At 71.1% G+C, this 16,510-nt stretch carries 18 protein-coding genes; 11 read left to right on the top strand and 7 right to left on the bottom strand.

Annotated features, from left to right (window positions below; translation table 11 throughout):
- Positions 1 to 64: 64 nt before the first annotated feature.
- Positions 65 to 349, bottom strand: a complete 285-nt coding sequence (locus tag ACFE7W_RS18960; RefSeq protein ID WP_375426389.1) for a hypothetical protein — start codon at positions 347 to 349, stop codon at positions 65 to 67.
- Positions 350 to 696: 347 nt separating this feature from the next.
- On the opposite strand from ACFE7W_RS18960, the gene ACFE7W_RS18955 reads away from it, so the two are divergent.
- The 3 genes from ACFE7W_RS18955 to ACFE7W_RS18945 all read left to right on the top strand — a co-directional run bounded on the left by ACFE7W_RS18955 (position 697) and on the right by ACFE7W_RS18945 (position 3,835).
- Complete coding sequence (locus ACFE7W_RS18955; RefSeq protein ID WP_375426388.1) at positions 697 to 1,350, top strand: GntR family transcriptional regulator; 654 nt, start codon at positions 697 to 699, stop codon at positions 1,348 to 1,350.
- A gap of 86 nt (positions 1,351 to 1,436) precedes the next feature.
- A complete protein-coding gene (locus ACFE7W_RS18950; RefSeq protein WP_375426387.1) occupies positions 1,437 to 2,318 on the top strand; it encodes a dihydrodipicolinate synthase family protein in 882 nt (293 codons plus the stop codon).
- On the top strand, positions 2,315 to 3,835 hold the full coding sequence (locus tag ACFE7W_RS18945) for an aldehyde dehydrogenase (NADP(+)) (RefSeq protein ID WP_375426386.1): 1,521 nt from the start codon (positions 2,315 to 2,317) through the stop codon (positions 3,833 to 3,835). The genes ACFE7W_RS18950 and ACFE7W_RS18945 overlap by 4 nt, the downstream gene beginning before the upstream one ends.
- Positions 3,836 to 3,855: 20 nt before the next feature.
- Here ACFE7W_RS18945 and ACFE7W_RS18940 read toward each other — a convergent pair whose 3' ends face one another.
- Positions 3,856 to 4,824 (bottom strand): hypothetical protein, encoded by a 969-nt coding sequence (locus ACFE7W_RS18940; RefSeq protein ID WP_375426385.1) that lies wholly within the window; start codon positions 4,822 to 4,824, stop codon positions 3,856 to 3,858.
- A gap of 164 nt (positions 4,825 to 4,988) precedes the next feature.
- On the opposite strand from ACFE7W_RS18940, the gene ACFE7W_RS18935 reads away from it, so the two are divergent.
- The gene (locus ACFE7W_RS18935; protein WP_375426384.1) at positions 4,989 to 5,510 is read left to right on the top strand and encodes an AAA family ATPase; all 522 of its coding nucleotides are present in this window, start codon (positions 4,989 to 4,991) and stop codon (positions 5,508 to 5,510) included.
- Between the two features lie 67 nt (positions 5,511 to 5,577).
- On the opposite strand, the gene ACFE7W_RS18930 is transcribed toward ACFE7W_RS18935, so the two are convergent.
- Entirely contained in the window at positions 5,578 to 6,321 is a 744-nt protein-coding gene (locus tag ACFE7W_RS18930) for a PadR family transcriptional regulator (protein WP_375426383.1), read from the bottom strand.
- A 127-nt stretch (positions 6,322 to 6,448) separates the two neighbouring features.
- Between ACFE7W_RS18930 and ACFE7W_RS18925 the strand changes: the two genes are divergently transcribed.
- Positions 6,449 to 6,673 (top strand): hypothetical protein, encoded by a 225-nt coding sequence (locus ACFE7W_RS18925; RefSeq protein ID WP_375426382.1) that lies wholly within the window; start codon positions 6,449 to 6,451, stop codon positions 6,671 to 6,673.
- Positions 6,674 to 6,701: 28 nt separating this feature from the next.
- Here ACFE7W_RS18925 and ACFE7W_RS18920 read toward each other — a convergent pair whose 3' ends face one another.
- Entirely contained in the window at positions 6,702 to 7,181 is a 480-nt protein-coding gene (locus ACFE7W_RS18920) for a MarR family winged helix-turn-helix transcriptional regulator (RefSeq protein WP_375426381.1), read from the bottom strand.
- A gap of 17 nt (positions 7,182 to 7,198) precedes the next feature.
- Here ACFE7W_RS18920 and ACFE7W_RS18915 point away from each other — a divergent pair, with 17 nt between their 5' ends.
- Positions 7,199 to 8,059 (top strand): NmrA family NAD(P)-binding protein, encoded by an 861-nt coding sequence (locus ACFE7W_RS18915; protein WP_375426380.1) that lies wholly within the window; start codon positions 7,199 to 7,201, stop codon positions 8,057 to 8,059.
- Positions 8,059 to 8,685, top strand: a complete 627-nt coding sequence (locus ACFE7W_RS18910) for an NAD(P)-dependent oxidoreductase (protein ID WP_375426379.1) — start codon at positions 8,059 to 8,061, stop codon at positions 8,683 to 8,685. The genes ACFE7W_RS18915 and ACFE7W_RS18910 overlap by 1 nt, the downstream gene beginning before the upstream one ends.
- Before the next feature lie 11 nt (positions 8,686 to 8,696).
- On the opposite strand, the gene ACFE7W_RS18905 is transcribed toward ACFE7W_RS18910, so the two are convergent.
- A complete protein-coding gene (locus ACFE7W_RS18905) occupies positions 8,697 to 9,407 on the bottom strand; it encodes a TetR/AcrR family transcriptional regulator (protein WP_375426378.1) in 711 nt (236 codons plus the stop codon).
- 101 nt (positions 9,408 to 9,508) lie between these two features.
- Here ACFE7W_RS18905 and ACFE7W_RS18900 point away from each other — a divergent pair, with 101 nt between their 5' ends.
- The 3 genes from ACFE7W_RS18900 (at position 9,509) to ACFE7W_RS18890 (ending at position 12,037) form a co-directional block, all read left to right on the top strand.
- Positions 9,509 to 10,453: a hypothetical protein gene (locus tag ACFE7W_RS18900; protein ID WP_375426377.1), complete on the top strand. Its 945-nt coding sequence runs from the start codon at positions 9,509 to 9,511 to the stop codon at positions 10,451 to 10,453.
- Entirely contained in the window at positions 10,450 to 10,818 is a 369-nt protein-coding gene (locus ACFE7W_RS18895; protein WP_375426376.1) for a DUF2834 domain-containing protein, read from the top strand. The genes ACFE7W_RS18900 and ACFE7W_RS18895 overlap by 4 nt, the downstream gene beginning before the upstream one ends.
- A 172-nt stretch (positions 10,819 to 10,990) precedes the next feature.
- Positions 10,991 to 12,037: an NAD(P)-dependent alcohol dehydrogenase gene (locus tag ACFE7W_RS18890; protein ID WP_375426375.1), complete on the top strand. Its 1,047-nt coding sequence runs from the start codon at positions 10,991 to 10,993 to the stop codon at positions 12,035 to 12,037.
- A gap of 82 nt (positions 12,038 to 12,119) precedes the next feature.
- Here the strand turns inward: ACFE7W_RS18890 and ACFE7W_RS18885 are convergent, their stop codons facing one another.
- Complete coding sequence (locus tag ACFE7W_RS18885; RefSeq protein WP_375426374.1) at positions 12,120 to 13,487, bottom strand: GntP family permease; 1,368 nt, start codon at positions 13,485 to 13,487, stop codon at positions 12,120 to 12,122.
- A 263-nt stretch (positions 13,488 to 13,750) separates the two neighbouring features.
- On the opposite strand from ACFE7W_RS18885, the gene ACFE7W_RS18880 reads away from it, so the two are divergent.
- A complete protein-coding gene (locus ACFE7W_RS18880; protein WP_375426373.1) occupies positions 13,751 to 15,424 on the top strand; it encodes a hypothetical protein in 1,674 nt (557 codons plus the stop codon).
- A 55-nt stretch (positions 15,425 to 15,479) separates the two neighbouring features.
- Here the strand turns inward: ACFE7W_RS18880 and ACFE7W_RS18875 are convergent, their stop codons facing one another.
- Positions 15,480 to 16,508 carry an aldo/keto reductase gene (locus ACFE7W_RS18875; protein WP_375426372.1) on the bottom strand — a complete coding sequence of 343 codons (1,029 nt, stop codon included), beginning with the start codon at positions 16,506 to 16,508 and terminating at the stop codon, positions 15,480 to 15,482.
- Positions 16,509 to 16,510 lie beyond the last annotated feature (2 nt).

Below are 16,510 nucleotides of genomic sequence, written 5' to 3'. Positions count from 1 at the left end.
AGTGTCAAGGATCAAGCGGAGTAGGTCCGTCAAGGATCACCCGAAGCTGAACAGCGGCTCAGCGTCAGCGGCGTCGGGTGGCCGCCTTCAGCAGCGTCACGAGACGGACCAGCCGGGGCTGGTGGACGCGCTTCGGCGCGGGCGTCATGAGCTCGTCGCCCAGGGCCTCGACCCTGCTGACCAGGTCGTCGTGTGCGACGTCCCACTCCTCGTAGCGAGGACCGGGCAGCCGGGCCACGTCGAGGCCCGCGCCCAGCGCGATCACCCGGTCGGCGCTCCGCAGGGCCTGCGCGCTGACGCGTCGCTCGTCGGCGGGGTCGAGGCCCATCGCCACCAACATCTCGTCCATCCGGCTGCCGGGGTCGGCCCGGTCGACCCCGCGGTGCGGACGTCGGCCCGGTCGCCGACGAGGCGACGCAGCAGGCTGGCCGCGATCTGGGTAGAACCGTCGTCACCGACGAAGAGAACGCGCGGCGGCCGGTCTGCGGGGCTCGCGGCTGTGTTCACGGAACGTCTCCTGGTGGTTCGGCACGGTCAGGCGACAACGACGGCGCCACGCCGAAGCGCAGCACCTCGAGGGTAGTGGGACCCGGACTCACTGCCGGCACGCAGACGGAGTCGAGGTCCGCGGTGACGGTGGCCGAGCACGACGCTGCCACCCGTAGTGTGTCGAGCACTACCGACGGGAGACCACAGGTGTCGAGTCCGGGCGAACGGGTGATGCGGTCCAGCCTGCGTGACCAGGTGATCGCGGTGCTGCGTCAGCGGCTGGTGTCGGGAGAGCTGGAGCCGGGCGGCATCTACTCCGCGCAGGCGGTGGCGGCCGAGCTCGGGGTTTCCGGGAGTCCCGTGCGCGAGGCGATGCTGACGTTGGTGCAGCAGGGCCGGATGGAGCCGGTCCGCAACCGCGGTTTCCGGGTGGTCGCCCTCGACGACGACGACCTCCGCCAGATCTCACAGCTGCGACGGTGGCTGGAGGTGCCGGCCATGCGGCTGCTCGCGGGAGACCCTCGGGTGGTCGCGGCGCACCACGAGTACGCCGTCATCGCCGGCCACATCGTCGACGCCGCCCACACGGGCAACCTGGTCGAGTACCTGGAGTACGACCGCGAGTTCCACCTCGGGCTCCTGGACATCCTCGGCAACGACAGGCTGCTCGAGGTGGTGGAGAACCTGCGGGACCAGACCCGCCTGTTCGGCTTGGCGGCCCTGGGGGAGAGCGGTCGGCTGGTCCCCTCCGCCGAGGAGCACGCCCAGATCCTCGCCGCGATGGTGGCCGGTGACGCTGACCTCACCGAGCAGCTGATGATCGCGCACCTGGAACACGTCACCGGCGACTGGGCCGGCTGAGGCCGGCAGCTTTGTCCGGGTTGTCACGCGGCTGCAGGGGTAGTACATTACCGACTACTACCTACTGCTGATCGAAGGAGAGGTCCATGAAGCCCTGGCAAGGGATCGTGGTCGCGAACACGCTGCCCCTGAACGACGACCTCTCCATCGACTACGACCAGCTGCAGGCGCACATCGCCTTCCTGGCCGAGCACGGCGTGAACGGTGTCTGCCCGAACGGCTCTCTGGGTGAGTACCAGGTGCTGACGCCGCAGGAACGCTCGCAGGTGGTCAAGGTCGTGGTCGAGGCGGCACCGGACGGCTTCAGCGTGGTCCCGGGGGTCGGTGCGTACGGCTCGGCGGAGTCCCGCCGTTGGGCGGAGGACGCCGCGGCCGCCGGCGCCGACGCGGTGCTCGCGCTGCCGCCGAACGCGTACCGGGCGAACGACCAGGAGGTCGTGGCCCACTACCAGGAGGTCGCGAAAGCCGGCCTGCCGATCGTGGCCTACAACAACCCCTACGACACCCGGATCGACCTGACGCCGGAGCTGCTGGCCGAGCTTGCCCAGATCGAGGAGGTGGTCGGGGTCAAGGAGTTCTCCGGCGACATCCGCCGGGTCACCGCCATCCGACGGACCGCGCCCCGGCTCGACGTGCTCGCCGGCGCGGACGACGTCGTCCTCGAGGCGGTGGCCATGGGGGCCGTCGGCTGGATCGGCGGCTTCTCGAACGCCCTGCCCGCGCACTGCGCGAAGATCTACGCCCTCGCGAAGGAGGGTGACCTCGCCGAGGCTCGCGAGCTGTACGCCTACCTGCAGCCGGCTTTCATGTGGGACACCCGGCACACCTTCGTGCAGGCGATCAAGCTTGCGCAGGAGGTCGCCGGTCGGTGGTCCGGGCCGTGCCGCGCCCCTCGTCAACCGCTCGACGACGCGACCCGGGCCGAGGTCGTCCTCGACGTCGAGCTGGCCATGAGCGCACCCCTGTGACGGCCGTCGTCGGGGTCGACCCATCCACCGGTCAGGAGCTGCCCTCGGTCGTCGAGGAGTCGGACCGCGCGGAGGTGGCGTCGATCGTCGCAGCGGCGTCCGCCGCCTTCAACGCCTACGCCGCGACCTCGCGCGCCGAGCGGGCGGCCTTGGCCGACGCCTGCGCGGACGAGATCGAGGCCAGCGGGGACGAGCTGATCGCCACGGCCTCACGGGAGACCGGCTTCACCACGGCCAAGCTCACCGGCGAGGTGAAGCGGGCCGCTTACCAGTTCCGCTTCTTCGCCAGTGTCCTCCGCGACGGCGGCTACCTCGAGGCGGCCATCGACCACGCCGGGGCGACGCCGATGGGTCCCCAGCCCGATCTGCGGCGGCTGCTCGTCCCGCTGGGTCCGGTGGCGGTGTTCGGCTCGAGCAACTTCCCGTTCGCCTTCTCCGTCCTCGGCGGTGACACCGCGTCGGCGCTGGCGGCCGGGAACCCGGTCGTGGTCAAGGCGCACAGCTCCCACCCCGCAACGTCCAGGCTCTCCTCCGAGGTGCTGGTCCGGGCCGTCCGACGCCAGACCGCGCCGGAGGGGACGGTGGGCATCGTCTACGGCTTCCAGGCCGGGCTCGACCTGGTGCGGGACCCGGCGATCAGGGCCGTGGGGTTCACCGGCTCGCTCCGGGGAGGCCAGGCACTGCTGGCCGCCACCCGCGAGCGGGACGAGCCCATTCCCTTCTACGGCGAGCTCAGCAGCCTCAACCCGGTGGTGGTCACGCCGGCCGCGGCCGCCGAGCGTGCGGCGGACATCGGGACCGGCTTCGCCGCGTCGGTCTCGGTCGGCGCTGGTCAGCTGTGCACCAAACCGGGATTCCTCCTGGTCCCTCAGGGTGCTGAAGGCGACCAGCTGGTGGCCTCGGTCGCCGAGGCCCTGACCGGGACGGCCGACTTCGTCCTGCTGAACGAGGGCATCCACCGCACGTTCGTCCAGACGACCGAGGAGTTCCGCGAGCGGGGCGACGTGAGCACCGTCGTCGGCGCGCCTTCGGCCGGTCCGGGCTTCGCTGCGGCCGCGACCATCTTCGAGGTGGGTCTCGATGACCTCGACGATCACCTGGTGCAGGAGGTCTTCGGTCCGGTGGCGGTGGTGGTCCGCTACCCCGCCGACCAGCTCGTGGACGCAGCGACCCGGGTGCTGCGGACCTTCCCGGCCTCCTTGACCACGACCCTGCACGTGGCCGCCGAGGAGGACCCCGGACCAGTCGCCACCCTGACGGCGACGGCGGTCTCGCAGTCCGGGCGGGTCGTCTTCAACGGTTACCCCACGGGGGTGGCCGTGTCGTGGGCCCAGACGCACGGCGGCCCCTGGCCGTCCACCAACTCGGTTCACACCTCGGTCGGCGCCACCGCCATCCGTCGGTTCCTGCGCCCGGTCACCTTCCAGGACGCGCCCGCCTTCGCGCTCCCGCTCGAGCTGCAGGAGGAGTACCGCGACATCCCGCGTCGGGTGGACGGCGAGCTGGTGCTGCCCTGACCAGCTCAGCCGTCGCCGGGTCAGGGCGACGCGGTGCCCACCGGGGCCGATGTGCCCGACGGGCGAACCAGATCGGCCTGCTGACGAGCCTCCTGGGTCCGCTTGTTGAGGGTGAAGCCGAGGGCGGACGCGCTGGTGAGCGCGAGCAGCACGTCGGGAAGCGGGGAGAGCCGGTGCGTACCGGTCAAGAGCTGGCCGAGGACGAAGGCCATGGCGACGACGTTGAAGATCAGGTACTGGATCTCCGACACCTGGTCGGTCGCCCGGGCGACGTCGTTGCCCTCGGTCAGCTCGTCGCCCGACCTCGTGGTGACCGAGAGGGCCGCCGCGGCCCCGGGAACGCCGAGCAGCAGCAGGTAGCTGACCCATCCCGAGCCGACCACGCAATAGGTGTCCGTCACGTCGGTCCGGTCGACGCACTCCATCGGGTTCGAGCCGGCCAGCGCGAAGACGCTCAACCACGACAGGGCGAAGACCACGGTGATGGTCCAGCAGAACAGCACCGTCGAGCTCATCGAGGTCCGCAGCCCGAGGACCTCGAGCATCTTGGCCTTCGGCCGGCGTCCGGCGCCGAGGTTGAGGGACTTGCCGAGCACCACCCAAGCTGCGCCGAACAGGAAGGCCACCGACAGCAGGGCGAAGGCGTACGCGTGCGGCTCCTGTTCGTCCAGGACGGTCGACATCGGGCGGGAGAGCAATGCGGCGGCGATGAACGCGTACGCGACGAGGATCGACACCAGCAGCACCTGCTGCCGGTTCATCGGGACCCCGCTCTGCTGGCTCCGGCGTCGGGCCAGGATGCCTGCGAGCACGAAGGTGAGGAGGGTCAGGATGGGCAGAAGCGGGTTCGCCAGGTTCCGCCGCGCGGACCTGACCAGTCCGGCGAGGGTGGCATCCGGGTAGACGTGGGTGAGGACGGAGAAGACGGCGAGGACGAGTCCGACCAGCACGAGGATCTCCACGGTGCTGTTCTTGAGCCGCTTCGTCATGGTCGTGCCGCCGAGGAGTCCGTTGTGGACCGGTTGCGGGTCTTGCCCATCTCGTTTCCCCTCCCTCGACGTGCCTCACTCGTCAGAGGGCGTCGCCCGGCGCCAGATACACGGCGATCCCGCGCCGCGGCGACGGACCGCACGCGAGCCGTAGGGTCGGGCGGGTGGACCCCACGTTGATCCTGGTCACCGGCCCGGCCGGCTCGGGCAAGACGACGTTGGCGCACGCGCTGGCGGCGGCGGTCGGCTGCCCGGCGCTGTGCCGGGACGAGATCAAGGAGGGGATGGTCGCGTCGAACCCCGGCTTCGTCGCGTCCGTCGGCGACCCACTGACGATGCGGACCTACAGCCTCTTCTTCGAGGCGATCGAGCTGTTCCTGCGGAACGAGGTGACGCTGGTCGCCGAAGCGGCCTTCCAGCATGCGCTGTGGTGGCGGGGGCTGGAGCCACTGACCGGCCTGGCCGAGCTCCGGACGATCCGCTGCCGAGTGCCCGAGGACATCGCACGGGAGCGGATGCAGACCCGGTTGTCCGAGTCGACCCGGGCGGCCCACACCGACACCGCTCACCTGGAGGCAGCGGCGCCCTTCGACGCGATCCACCTCGACGCGCCCACGCTGGACGTCGAGACCTCGGACGGCTGGCGCCCGGGCGTGGACGAGATCGTCCGCTTCTGCCGCCGGTGAGACGTTGCTGCCTCGTGCCGGGTGGTCCCGGCATTCCGCAGCAACGTCTCCACCGTGCGGGCGAGCATCAGCTCTCCTCGCCCGCCAGCAGCAGGTAGAGCGAGCGGCGGGCCTGCTTGAGCACGTCCGTGGCCTTCTCGATCTGCTCCGCGTTCCCGGTGGCCGCTACCTGACGGGCGGCGGCGTGCAGGGTCTGCAGCGACTCCCGCAGGTCGGGCCCGGAGCTGTTCCCCGCGAGTTCGGCGAACGGGTCGCCCCAGGCGGTGCGCTGCTCCTCGACGAGGGCGGTGCCGGTCTCGGTCAGGGTGACGAGCTTGCGCCCGCCCTCGGCCTCGGTCCGGACCAGGCCCTCATCCTCGAGCTGGGCGATGGTCGGGTAGATGGCACCGGGGCTGGGACGCCAGGTCCCGTTGGTGCGCTCGGCCATCGCCTCCATCAGCTGGTAGCCGTGCATCGGCTGATCGGCCAGCAGCAGGAGGGTGGCGATCCGAACGTCGCCGCGCCGGGCGCGACCGCGGGAGCCGTCAGGCCCTCGCCGACCGCGGCGCTCGGGTCCGCCCGGGAAGCCCGGTCCGCCGGGAAAGCCTGCGAAGTCCGGTCCGCCCGGAAAGCCCGGTCCCCGGCTCGCGCCGCCGCCACGCGGTCCACGACCGTGCTCTGGGCCGCGCTCGCGGCCCTCTCCGCGCGGTCCACGACCGCGCCGGCCCTCAGGGCCGTCATGCCCGAAGGCGTCTTCCGCGAAGGGTCGGCGACCCTCGAAGCGGGGTCCGCGCAGCTGGCGCGGTTCTGGGTGGTGGTTGCTGTGATCCATGATGGTTCCTTTCGTGTAGCAACGTTGCACTCACGATATATCTTTACATGTCGAAACGCAACCCCCGTCAACGGGACGATCGTCTGATCCCCTGCGCCGCATCGGGCGGGAGGGCTACCGTCGACGCATGCAGCACCCCGCCGAGGTCTGGCGCCGCAAGCGGCGGTCCAGCCGCGCGGTGATCGCGGGCGTCGTCGAGATGGTCGTGTCCATGGTGCTGAGTGTGTTGCAGATGGCTCCGCCTCTGGTGACCACGATCGGCTGGCTGATCGGCTTCGTCCTCGTGCTGTACGGCGTCCACGTGGGCTGGCTGATCTTCTACGACCGTGATCCCGATGGTCCGTCCAGCTGAGCCTGGCCTCGGTGGCCGGCTCCCGAGCTCAACGAGCGGCGTCGAACACCTGGTCGGCGAAGCGCTGCAGCAGCAGCCCGAACCGGTCGACGTCCGCCGGGTCCCAGCCCGCCAGCTGCTCGCGCAGCCAGGCCGTGCGCGCGGCCACCGCCCGCTCCCGTAGGGCGGCGCCGGTCTCGGTCAGGGTCAGGGCGGTCCGGCGTCCCGAGTGGTCGGAGGGCCGGCGGACGAGCAGCCCGGCTTGCTCGGCCGCGTCCACCAGGCGGCTGGCGGTGGACGGTGCGACGTCAGCCAGGGCGGCGACGTCGGACACGTTGGCCTCGGCCCCGTCGCCGGCCCGACGAGCGCAAGCCTCGACCACGAGCAGGCTGGAGAGCTCCACCGGGGTGACGCCGTCGTGCACGATCCGGTACCGAGACGCCGCCCAGAGGCGTCGCAGCCGCAGCAGGGCGTCGTCGACCGCCTCGACCCCGACCACCGCACCAGCCGGGGGAACCTCTTCCGTCATATGTGTACTGTACACATATGACACCGTCCCTCCTGGTCACGGGAGCCACCGGCACCGTTGGCCGGTCACTCATCTCCTCCCTGGTCTCGGCGGGCGTCGAGGTCGGCGCCGCCTCCCGCCGCCCGGCCCCACCGGTCAGTCCGCTGGTGACCCCGGTCCGCCTCGACTTCACCGACCCGTCCACGTGGGACGCCTTCACGGGCGTGAGGACCCTGTTCCTGGTCCGACCGCCGGAGCTCGCGCGGCCGCAGCGCGACCTCTTCCCCGCGCTGGCGGCGAGCGTCCGGGCCGGGCTGCGGCACGTCGTCTTCCTGTCCGTGCAGGGCGTGGAGCGACTCCGGGTGGTCCCGCACGCCCGGATCGAGGCGTGGCTGCGCGCCTCCGGGCTGGGCTGGACGTTCCTGCGGGCCTCCTTCTTCGACCAGAACCTGATCACGGTGCACGGCGCGCAGGTCCGCGAGCGTGACGAGCTGATCATGCCGGCCGGCCAGGGCCGGACGGCGTTCGTGGACGCGCACGACCTCGCCGAGGTCGCAGCGCAGGCCATGTTGGACCCGGCCACCGCCGACGGCCAGGCGTGGACGCTCACCGGCTCTGAGGCCCTCACCTACGGCGAGGTGGCCGGCATCATGACCGCCGTCCTCGGCCGTCCCATCCGCTACGCCCAGCCCGGCTTGTTGCGCTACACGCTCCGGGCCCGGCGTGAGCTCGCGATGCCGGCGGGGCTGGTGGCCATGACCTCCGCGGTCTACACGACCGCTCGGCTCGGGCTCGCCGCCGGCCTGACCGACGAGGTGGCCAGGCTGCTCGGCCGGGGACCGACGACCATGACCGAGTTCGTCCGACGCGAGCGCGCCGCCTTCGAGAGGACCGTCTGATGAGCACCGTCACCCTGCTGGGGGCCACGGGCCGGACCGGACGGCTGGTGGCCGCCGAGCTGCGACGCCGGGGGCACGCCGTGGTGGTCGTCGTCCGGGACGCGGACCGGGCGCCGGCCGCCGACCGGGTGGTGGTCGGAGACGTCCGCGACCCCGCGGTGCTCGAGCAGGCGGTGGACGGCGTCGACGCGGTGATCAGCGCCCTGGGTCCGGTCAAGGGCGAGCCGCACCTGCACCGGGACCTCGCTGCTGCCCTGGTTCCGGTGCTCGAGCGGCAGGGTGTGCCGCGCTATGTCGGCGTCAGCGGCGCGGGCGTGACCCTGGCTGAGGATCGCAAGAGCCGCCGCGACCGGGCCATCTCCGCGGTGATGGTCGTCGTCGGGAGGGCGACGGTGGCCGACAAGGCCGCCGAGATCGCCGCCTGGGCTCAGAGCGACGTGGTCTGGACGCTGGTCCGGCCACCGCGGCTGGGCGACGGACCGGCCACCGGTCGCGTCGAGCACCATGCCCACACGTCTCCGCGGTCCACGGCCATCACCCGCGTCGACCTCGCGGCGTTCCTCGTCGACTGCCTCGAGCAGGACCTCTACCCGCGGCAGGCGCCGCTGGTGGCCGACCGCACCTGACGCCGACCGGGTCAGCGCAGGGCGGCGGCGATCACCCGGCGCATGGTGCCCAGGTAGACCTCCTCCTCACCCACCAGCGGCGGTGGGAGGTGGCCGTTCACCTCGAGCGCGATAGCGCCGTGCAGGGCTGCGTAGCAGTCCATGGCGACGGCCAGCGCCACCGGCGGCAGCGGCATGGGCAGCACGCTGCTCCAGCGCTCGAACCCTCGGACCGCCGCGGGCGCGACGCCCGCAGCGAGACGCTCGACGTCCAGGGCTCCGGCGGCGACGAGGTCGACCATCAGGTCCAGCATCACCCCGGTCGAGCGGAGTGAGGCGGCCGTCGTGGCCTCCGTCCCGTGGTAACCGCCCACCGGAGTGCCGAAAACCAGGCGGTAGCGCAGTGGGTCCTGTACCGCCCACCGGCGATAGGCGGCGGCGACCTGAACGAAGACCTCACCCGGGTCGCTGGACGGGGGTGCGCAGCGGGCCTGCTCGTGGGCGCTGGTCAGGGTAGCCGTCAGATCGTCGAAGGCGTCGACGATGAGTGCGGTGAGCAGGTCATCGCGACTGGCGAAGTAGCGGTAGAGCGCTGACGGTGCCATCCCCAGCCGCCGTGCGACCGCCCGCAGGGAACAGTCGAGGGAGTTCGAGTCGCGGATGTCGGCCCAGGCGGCAGCCTTGATCTCGGCCACCGTGGCGAGCCGGCGGTCAGCACGCCGGGTGGCCGTGGCGGTCGACATGTCGCACAGGTTAACAGTGTTCTCGACGCGAACGCTGTTGACAGGGAGCTCCATGAGCGAGAACACTGTTCACATCACGATCACCGTTCAGAGGAGCGCCGATGACCACGTCAACCCTGGGTCTGTCCCGACGGGGCCGGCCCCTGGGGTCGAGCAGCACCCGTGTCCGCGTCCTGGTGCTGGTGGCCGGGCTGAGCACGGTGGCCCTGATGGTGACGGTCGTGGGCCTGGTGTCGGACGACCGCGTCATCACCGGTGCGCCCGCCTGGCTCAAGCCGGCCAAGTTCGCGGTCTCGATCGCCGTCTACTGCGCCACCCTCGCCTGGCTGCTTACCCTCGTCCAGGGCCACCCGCGACTGGTCCGGCTGGTCGCCTGGGTGACCGCGCTGGCTCTTGCTCTGGAGCTCGTGCTGATCCTCGCCCAGGTGGTCCGGGGCACGACGAGCCATTTCAACACCGCCACGCCCCTCGACGCCCGCATCTTCGACGCCATGGGCGGGCTGGTCGCGCTGGTCTTCCTCGGCGCGGTGGTCACGGGCGTGCTGCTCGCCCGGCAGCGGGGTCTGCCGGCGGTGCTCGGATCCGGCATCCGCGGTGGTGTGGCGGTCGCCGTCCTCGGCATGGCCGCGGCGATCCTGATGCTGGTCAACCGGCAGTACGGCGACGGCGGCGCCCACACCGTCGGCGCCCCGGACGGCGGGCCGGGCCTGCCCCTGACCGGCTGGAGCACCGAGCACGGTGACCTCCGCGTCCCGCACTTCGTGGGTCTGCACGCCCTGCAGGCGCTGCCGCTGCTGGCCTTGCTGCTGCAGCGCTACGCGACCCGGCTGACCGAGGGGGCGCAGGTCCGGCTGGTGCGGCTCACCGCGGTGGCCGCCGCGGGTCTGGTGGTGCTGCTGGCCGTCGAGGCCGAGCGAGGCCTGCCGCTGCTGGCCCCCGACGCCACGGTGGTCACCGCCGGGCTTGTCGGTCTCGCGGTGCTCGGCGGCCTCGGCGCCCTGGTCGTGGTGCGGGACGTCCGCGGCCAACGTGGGCTCCGGTCGTGACGGCGTCGACGGTCCGCCAGGTCGGCTACGCCCTCGCTGCCGTGGTGGGCGGAGTCGTGACGTGGTTCTTCAACCTGCGCTATGACGGCTCGGTCGGCTATCTGGCCGCCTGGTTCGCCAACGACGCGTCCTCCTCGGCCGCCGTCGACCTGTTGGTGGTCGCGGCTGTGCTCACCGTCTTCGTGTTCGCCGAGTCCCGCCGGCTCGGGATGCGCCTCGTCGTGCCGGTGCTGTTCCTGGTCACCGGCCTGGTGGTCGCGATGGCCTTCGCCGTCCCGGCGTTCCTGCTCTACCGGGAGCGACGGATCCGACGGGCGGACACGGCTCCGCGGCCGGCGTCGGCTACCGGTAGCTGGCCAACCTGAGCCACCCGTGGGTGCCCGGGCTCGGCCTTCGGGGCCGCGACCTAGGCTGGGGGAAGCGCAACCCGTTCGTTCGGGATGCCCACGCCGACTCCCGGTCGAGCGCGACGCGTGGCGTCGGCCCCGGGCAGCCAGGTCCACGAGCCACGACGGCTCCACTTCCACGAGGAGAACCATGCCCACCACCGTGCACGCCTACGCCGCCCCGAGCGCGAGCGAGCCGCTTGCCCCCACCACCATCGAGCGCCGCGACGTCGGCCCGCGCGAGGTGCTGATCGAGATCAAGTACGCCGGCATCTGCCACTCCGACATCCACACCGCCCGCGGCGAGTGGGGCCAGGTCACCTACCCGATCGTGGTCGGTCACGAGATCGCCGGGATCGTCGCCGAGGTCGGCTCCGAGGTCGACAAGCACGCTCCGGGCGACCGGGTCGGCGTCGGCTGCCTCGTCGACTCCTGCCGCGAGTGCGAGAGCTGCCAGCAGGGCCTGGAGCAGTACTGCCTGAACGGCAACATCGGCACCTACGGCGGCGTCGGCCGCGACGGCCTGCCGACCGCCGGCGGCTACTCCACCCACATCGTGGTCGACCAGGACTTCGTGCTGCGCATCCCCGAGGGCGTCGAGCTCGACGTCGCCGCGCCGCTGCTCTGCGCGGGCATCACCCTCTACTCCCCGCTCAACCACTGGAATGCGGGCCCCGGCAAGAAGGTGGCCGTCATCGGGCTCGGCGGGCTGGGCCACATGGGTGTCAAGATCGCCCACGCCATGGGAGCCGAGGTGACCGTGCTCAGCCAGTCGCTGAAGAAGCAGGAGGACGGGCTGCGCCTGGGTGCTGACGCCTACTACGCCACCAGCGACCCGGACACCTTCGAGGTGCTCAAGGGCAGCTTCGACCTGATCGTCAACACCGTCTCGGCCAACCTCGACCTGGACGCCTACATGGGCCTGCTCAAGGTCGACGGAACCCTGGTCGAGGTCGGCGCCCCCGAGCACCCGATGTCGGTCAAGGCCTTCTCCCTGCTGCCCGGCCGTCGCAGCCTCGCCGGTTCGAGCATCGGTGGTATCCCGGAGACCCAGGAGATGCTCGACTTCTGCGCCGAGCACGGTCTCGGGGCCGAGATCGAGGTCATCCCGGCCGACAAGATCAACGAGGCCTGGGACCGTGTCGTGGGCAGCGACGTCCGCTACCGCTTCGTGATCGACACCGCCACCTTGGGCTGAGCTCAGGCCGCAGGCAGGACAAGGAGTAGTGATCTGCCGCGAGTACGCGGCAGATCGCTACCTGTTCCTGGACGAGTCGGTGCTAGGTGACGATCGCGCTCAGGATGAGCACGAAGACGAGCCCGGCGACGGAGATGATCGTCTCCATCAGTGACCAGCTCAGGATCGTCTGCTTCACCGTCATGCCGAAGTACTGCTTGACCAGCCAGAAGCCGACGTCGTTGACGTGGGAGAAGAACAGCGAGCCGCAGCCCAGGGCCAGCACCAGCAGGGCGATCTCGGTGCTGGACTGCTCCGCGGCGAGTGGCCCGACGATGCCCGCGGAGGTGATCGTCGCGACGGTGGCCGAACCGGTGGCCAGCCGGATGCCGACCGCCACCAGCCAGCCCAGCACGAGGACGTTGAAGTTCACGCCCTTGGCCCAGTCGGCCACCAGGTTGCCCACCCCGGCGTCGACCAGCGTCTGCTTGAACCCGCCGCCCGCGGCGATGATCAACAGCGTCCCGGCCATCGGGGGCAGCGACTTGTCGACGCTCACGGCCAGGCCGCCCCAGCCCATCCCGGTGCGCAGCCCCAGCAGCAGCATGGCCGCCAGGGTGCCGATCAGGAGGGCGACCAGCGGCGTCCCGACCAGGAACAGCGCGTCGTGCACCGGGTTGCCCTTCTTCGACACGATCTCGGCGACCGCGCGGGAGAGCATCAGCACCACGGGCAGCAGCACCACGACCAGCGTCACCAGGAACGACGGCTTGCGGCTGACGGTGGAGGCGCTGCCGTCCGCCGCGACCGGCTCGTCCCCTGCGCTGGACAGCACGCTGTTGTCGGGAGGCGTCTGAGGTCCCCAGCGGGCGCACACCCGGCCCCACACCGGACCGGCCAGCACCACGGTGGGCAGGGCCACGATGATGCCGAACAGCAGGGTGAGACCGAGGTCGGCGTGCAGTAGCCCGATCGCGGTCAGCGGCCCCGGGTGCGGCGGCACCAGGCCGTGCAGCACGGAGAGGCCGGCGAGGGCTGGGATGGCCACGGCCAGCATCGGCAGCTTGCTCCGCCGGGCCACCATCAACACGATCGGGATCAGCAGCACGAGGCCGATCTCGAAGAACATCGGCAGCCCCACCAGCACCGCTGCGCCGGCCATGGCCCAGGGCAGTGCGCGGGTGGAGACCCGCGAGACGATGCGCTCGACGATGGTGCCCGCACCGCCGGAGTCCACCAGCAGCCGGCCCACGATCGCGCCGAGCGCCACCAACACCCCGACGCTGCCGAACGTGTCCCCGACGCCTTTGGAGAAGCTGGTCACACCGTCCTGCGGGTTCATCCCGGACACCGCGACCAGGACCGCCGAGCCGAGGATCAGCGCCACGAAGGGATTCACCTTCAACCAGGCGATCAACACCACCACCACCGCGATGGCCAACAAGGTGGCGACGATCAACAACGCGGTCATGGTGACCCCTTCGCTCGGTCGGACCAGTGGCGGCACTGGTTCGGCCTGACGCTACTGCCCGCGTCGACGGCGGTCCTGGCGGGGTGAGAGGCAGTGTCCCCGGCTTCGCGTTACGTCCTGATTAAACCGACCGGAGCAGCAATGCGGCTGACGGCGGGGCCCGGGTTCGAGGACACGGAGCCGCTGTCCTGCTCGTGTAGGGTTCGGACCTCGCCCCCCGTACCAGACAGACCCTCGGGTCGCGTGCAGAATTCGGATGGTTCATGGTTTTCTTAACTTCTTCTCGTTCGTCGAGCCGCCGACGCCGGCCGGCCGCAGCGGCCGCAGTCCTCGCGCTCACTGCCCTCGGTCTCTCAGCCGGGGTCTCGACCTCGATGGCGGCGGTGCCGAAGGCGACCCCTCCGCTGCTGCAGCGCAACTCCTCGGCCGTGTCCGGGGACGCGCTGCCCACCGCGCAGGTCGACGGCATCGTCTACAAGCAGGTCATCGTCGGCAACACCGTCTTCGCCGCCGGCCGGTTCGCCACGGCCCGCCCCGCCGGGGTGGCCAAGGGCGGAGCGGGCACGGTGGCCCGTTCGGGCCTGATGTCCTACGACATCCGGACCGGCAAGATGACCAAGTTCGCCCCCAAGTTCACCGGGGGCGTCGAGGGTGCGCCGACCGAGCTCGACGCGCTGGCTCTGTCCCCGGACAAGAAGATCCTCTACGTCGGCGGGAACTTCACCGCGGTCAACGGCAAGAAGCGCACGTTCCTCGCGTCGTTCACCGTCTCCACCGGTCACCTCCGGCCCCTCAGCGCGACGATCAAGTCGCAGGTGCGGGCCATCGCCACGGTGGGGAACACCGTCTACCTGGGCGGCTACTTCAAGTCGATCAACGGCACCTCGCGGCTGTACGCCGGGGCGGTCAAGGCCTCGACCGGGGCTCTGCTGGCCTGGAACCCCAAGGCGAACTCCTCCGTCGAAGCGCTGCTGGTCAACCCGGGGAAGGACCGGGTCATCATCGGCGGTCGCTTCTCCACCCTCGGTGGCCACCAGGCCCGCGGCATGGGCGCGGTGACGACCGTGGCCGGATCCGTGCGCACGTGGAAGGCGAACCTCAAGATCCAGGACTACGGTTCCGACTCCGCCATCCTCGACCTCACCGCGGACAAGGACACCATCTACGGCGCCGCCTACGGCTACCAGGCCGGCAACTTCGAGGGCGTCTTCGCCGTCAGCACGAAGGTCGGGTCCATCAAGTGGCTGCAGGACTGCCACGGCGACCAGTACAGCGTCGCCCCGATCGGCAACTACATCTACTCCGTCGGGCACGCACACTTCTGCAAGAACATCGGTGGCTTCTCCGAGATCGCGCCGCAGCGCGCGATGGTGGTGACCAAGGCCGCCCACGGCACCGTCGCGCACAACACCCAGACCGACAGCGACAACTACACCGACTGGGCCGGCTACCAGGCGCCCTCGATCGTGAACTGGTTCCCGGTCCTCAACACCGGCAGCTTCAGCGGCTCCCACCAGGGTGCCTGGAGCGTCCGGGGCACGTCGAAGTACGTCGTCCTCGGCGGTGAGTTCACCACGGTCAACGGCCAGCAGCAGCAGGGGCTGGTCCGGTTCACCACCCCCGGCAACGGGGCTCCGGGCAAGCTCGGCCCGGTGGGCAGCTCGAACGGCATGACCCCGCACGTCGTGACCAACAACAGCACCGGCCGCACGCTGGCCTGGCTGGCCAACTACGACCGGGACGACCGGGACCTCACCTACAAGGTGCTGCGGGACGGCAAGGTCGTGGCCACCCTGGTCCGGGCCTCGAGCTTCTACCACCGGCCGCAGCTCACCTGGAAGGACAAGTCGGCCAAGCTCGGCGTCGGCTACCACTACCAGATCTTCGTGCAGGACCAGAAGAACTCGGTTCGCAGCGTCCAGATCTACAGCACCTGACGGCTGTGCCACCGGACCCGTCTCCCCTCTGTGGGGGAGGCGGGTCCGTGCTGTCTCAGCGGCCGGCCAGAAACCGGCTGCGCTGCTGGACGCCCATCTCGCCGTAGGGGTAGTCCCCGACGTGCGGGTCCGAGGCCTGGTCGAGCAGCGCGACCTCGTCCTCGCCGAGGTGCAGGTCGGCAGCCGCCAGGTTCGTCTCCAGCTGCTCGAGCGTCCGGGCGCCGAGGATCGTCGAGGTGACGCTCGGCCGGTCGGTCACCCAGGCCAGCGCGACCTCGGCCATCGAGACCCCGCGCTGCTCGGCGACCTGCTGCACGGCGTCGATGACGTCCCAGGTCCGCTCGGTGCCCCGCCGCTCCCAGGCCTCCATGCCCCGCTCGGGGTTCTCCCCGAGCCGGGTACCGCCGGTCGGTCGCTGGTCGCGGGAGTACTTGCCGGAGAGCCAGCCGCCGCCCAGCGGGCTCCAGGGCAGCAGGCCCAGGCCCGCGTCGAGTGCGGCGGGCACGATCTCCCACTCGATCTCGCGGACGATCAGGCTGTACTGCGGCTGCAGCGTGACCGGCGGCGCCACGTTCAGCGCGGCCGCCAGCTGGACGGCCTTGGTCAGCTGCCAGCCGGTGAAGTTCGACAGCCCGTAGTAGCCGATCTTGCCGGCCCGGATGAAGCCGTCGAGGGTCCGCAGCGTCTCCTCCAGCGGCGTCCAGGGGTCGAAGGCGTGCACCTGGTAGAGGTCGACGGACTCGACGCCGAGCCGGCGGAGCGAGGCGTCCAGGGCCCTGGTCAGGTGGCGGTTGGTCAGGCCGGAGCCGTTCGGGTGGCCGTCGGTGGGGAAGCGGCCCTTGGTCGCGAGCACGACCGGCTCGGTGACGTCGGCGGGGCGGGCGGCCAGCCAGCGGCCGACGATCTCTTCCGAGACGCCGCCGGAGTAGACGTCGGCCGTGTCGACCAGGGTGCCGCCGGCCTCGACGAAGCGGTCGAGCTGGGCGTGCGAGCCGGCTTCGTCGGTCTCGGCGCCGAAGGTCATCGTGCCCAGGCAGAGGTTGGAGACGGCGCAGCCACTACGCCCGAGAGTTCGGTAGTCCATCC

Source organism: uncultured Friedmanniella sp., assembly GCF_964244285.1.
GTDB lineage: Bacteria > Actinomycetota > Actinomycetes > Propionibacteriales > Propionibacteriaceae > Microlunatus.
This window is presented reverse-complemented; position numbering and strand designations above follow the sequence as displayed.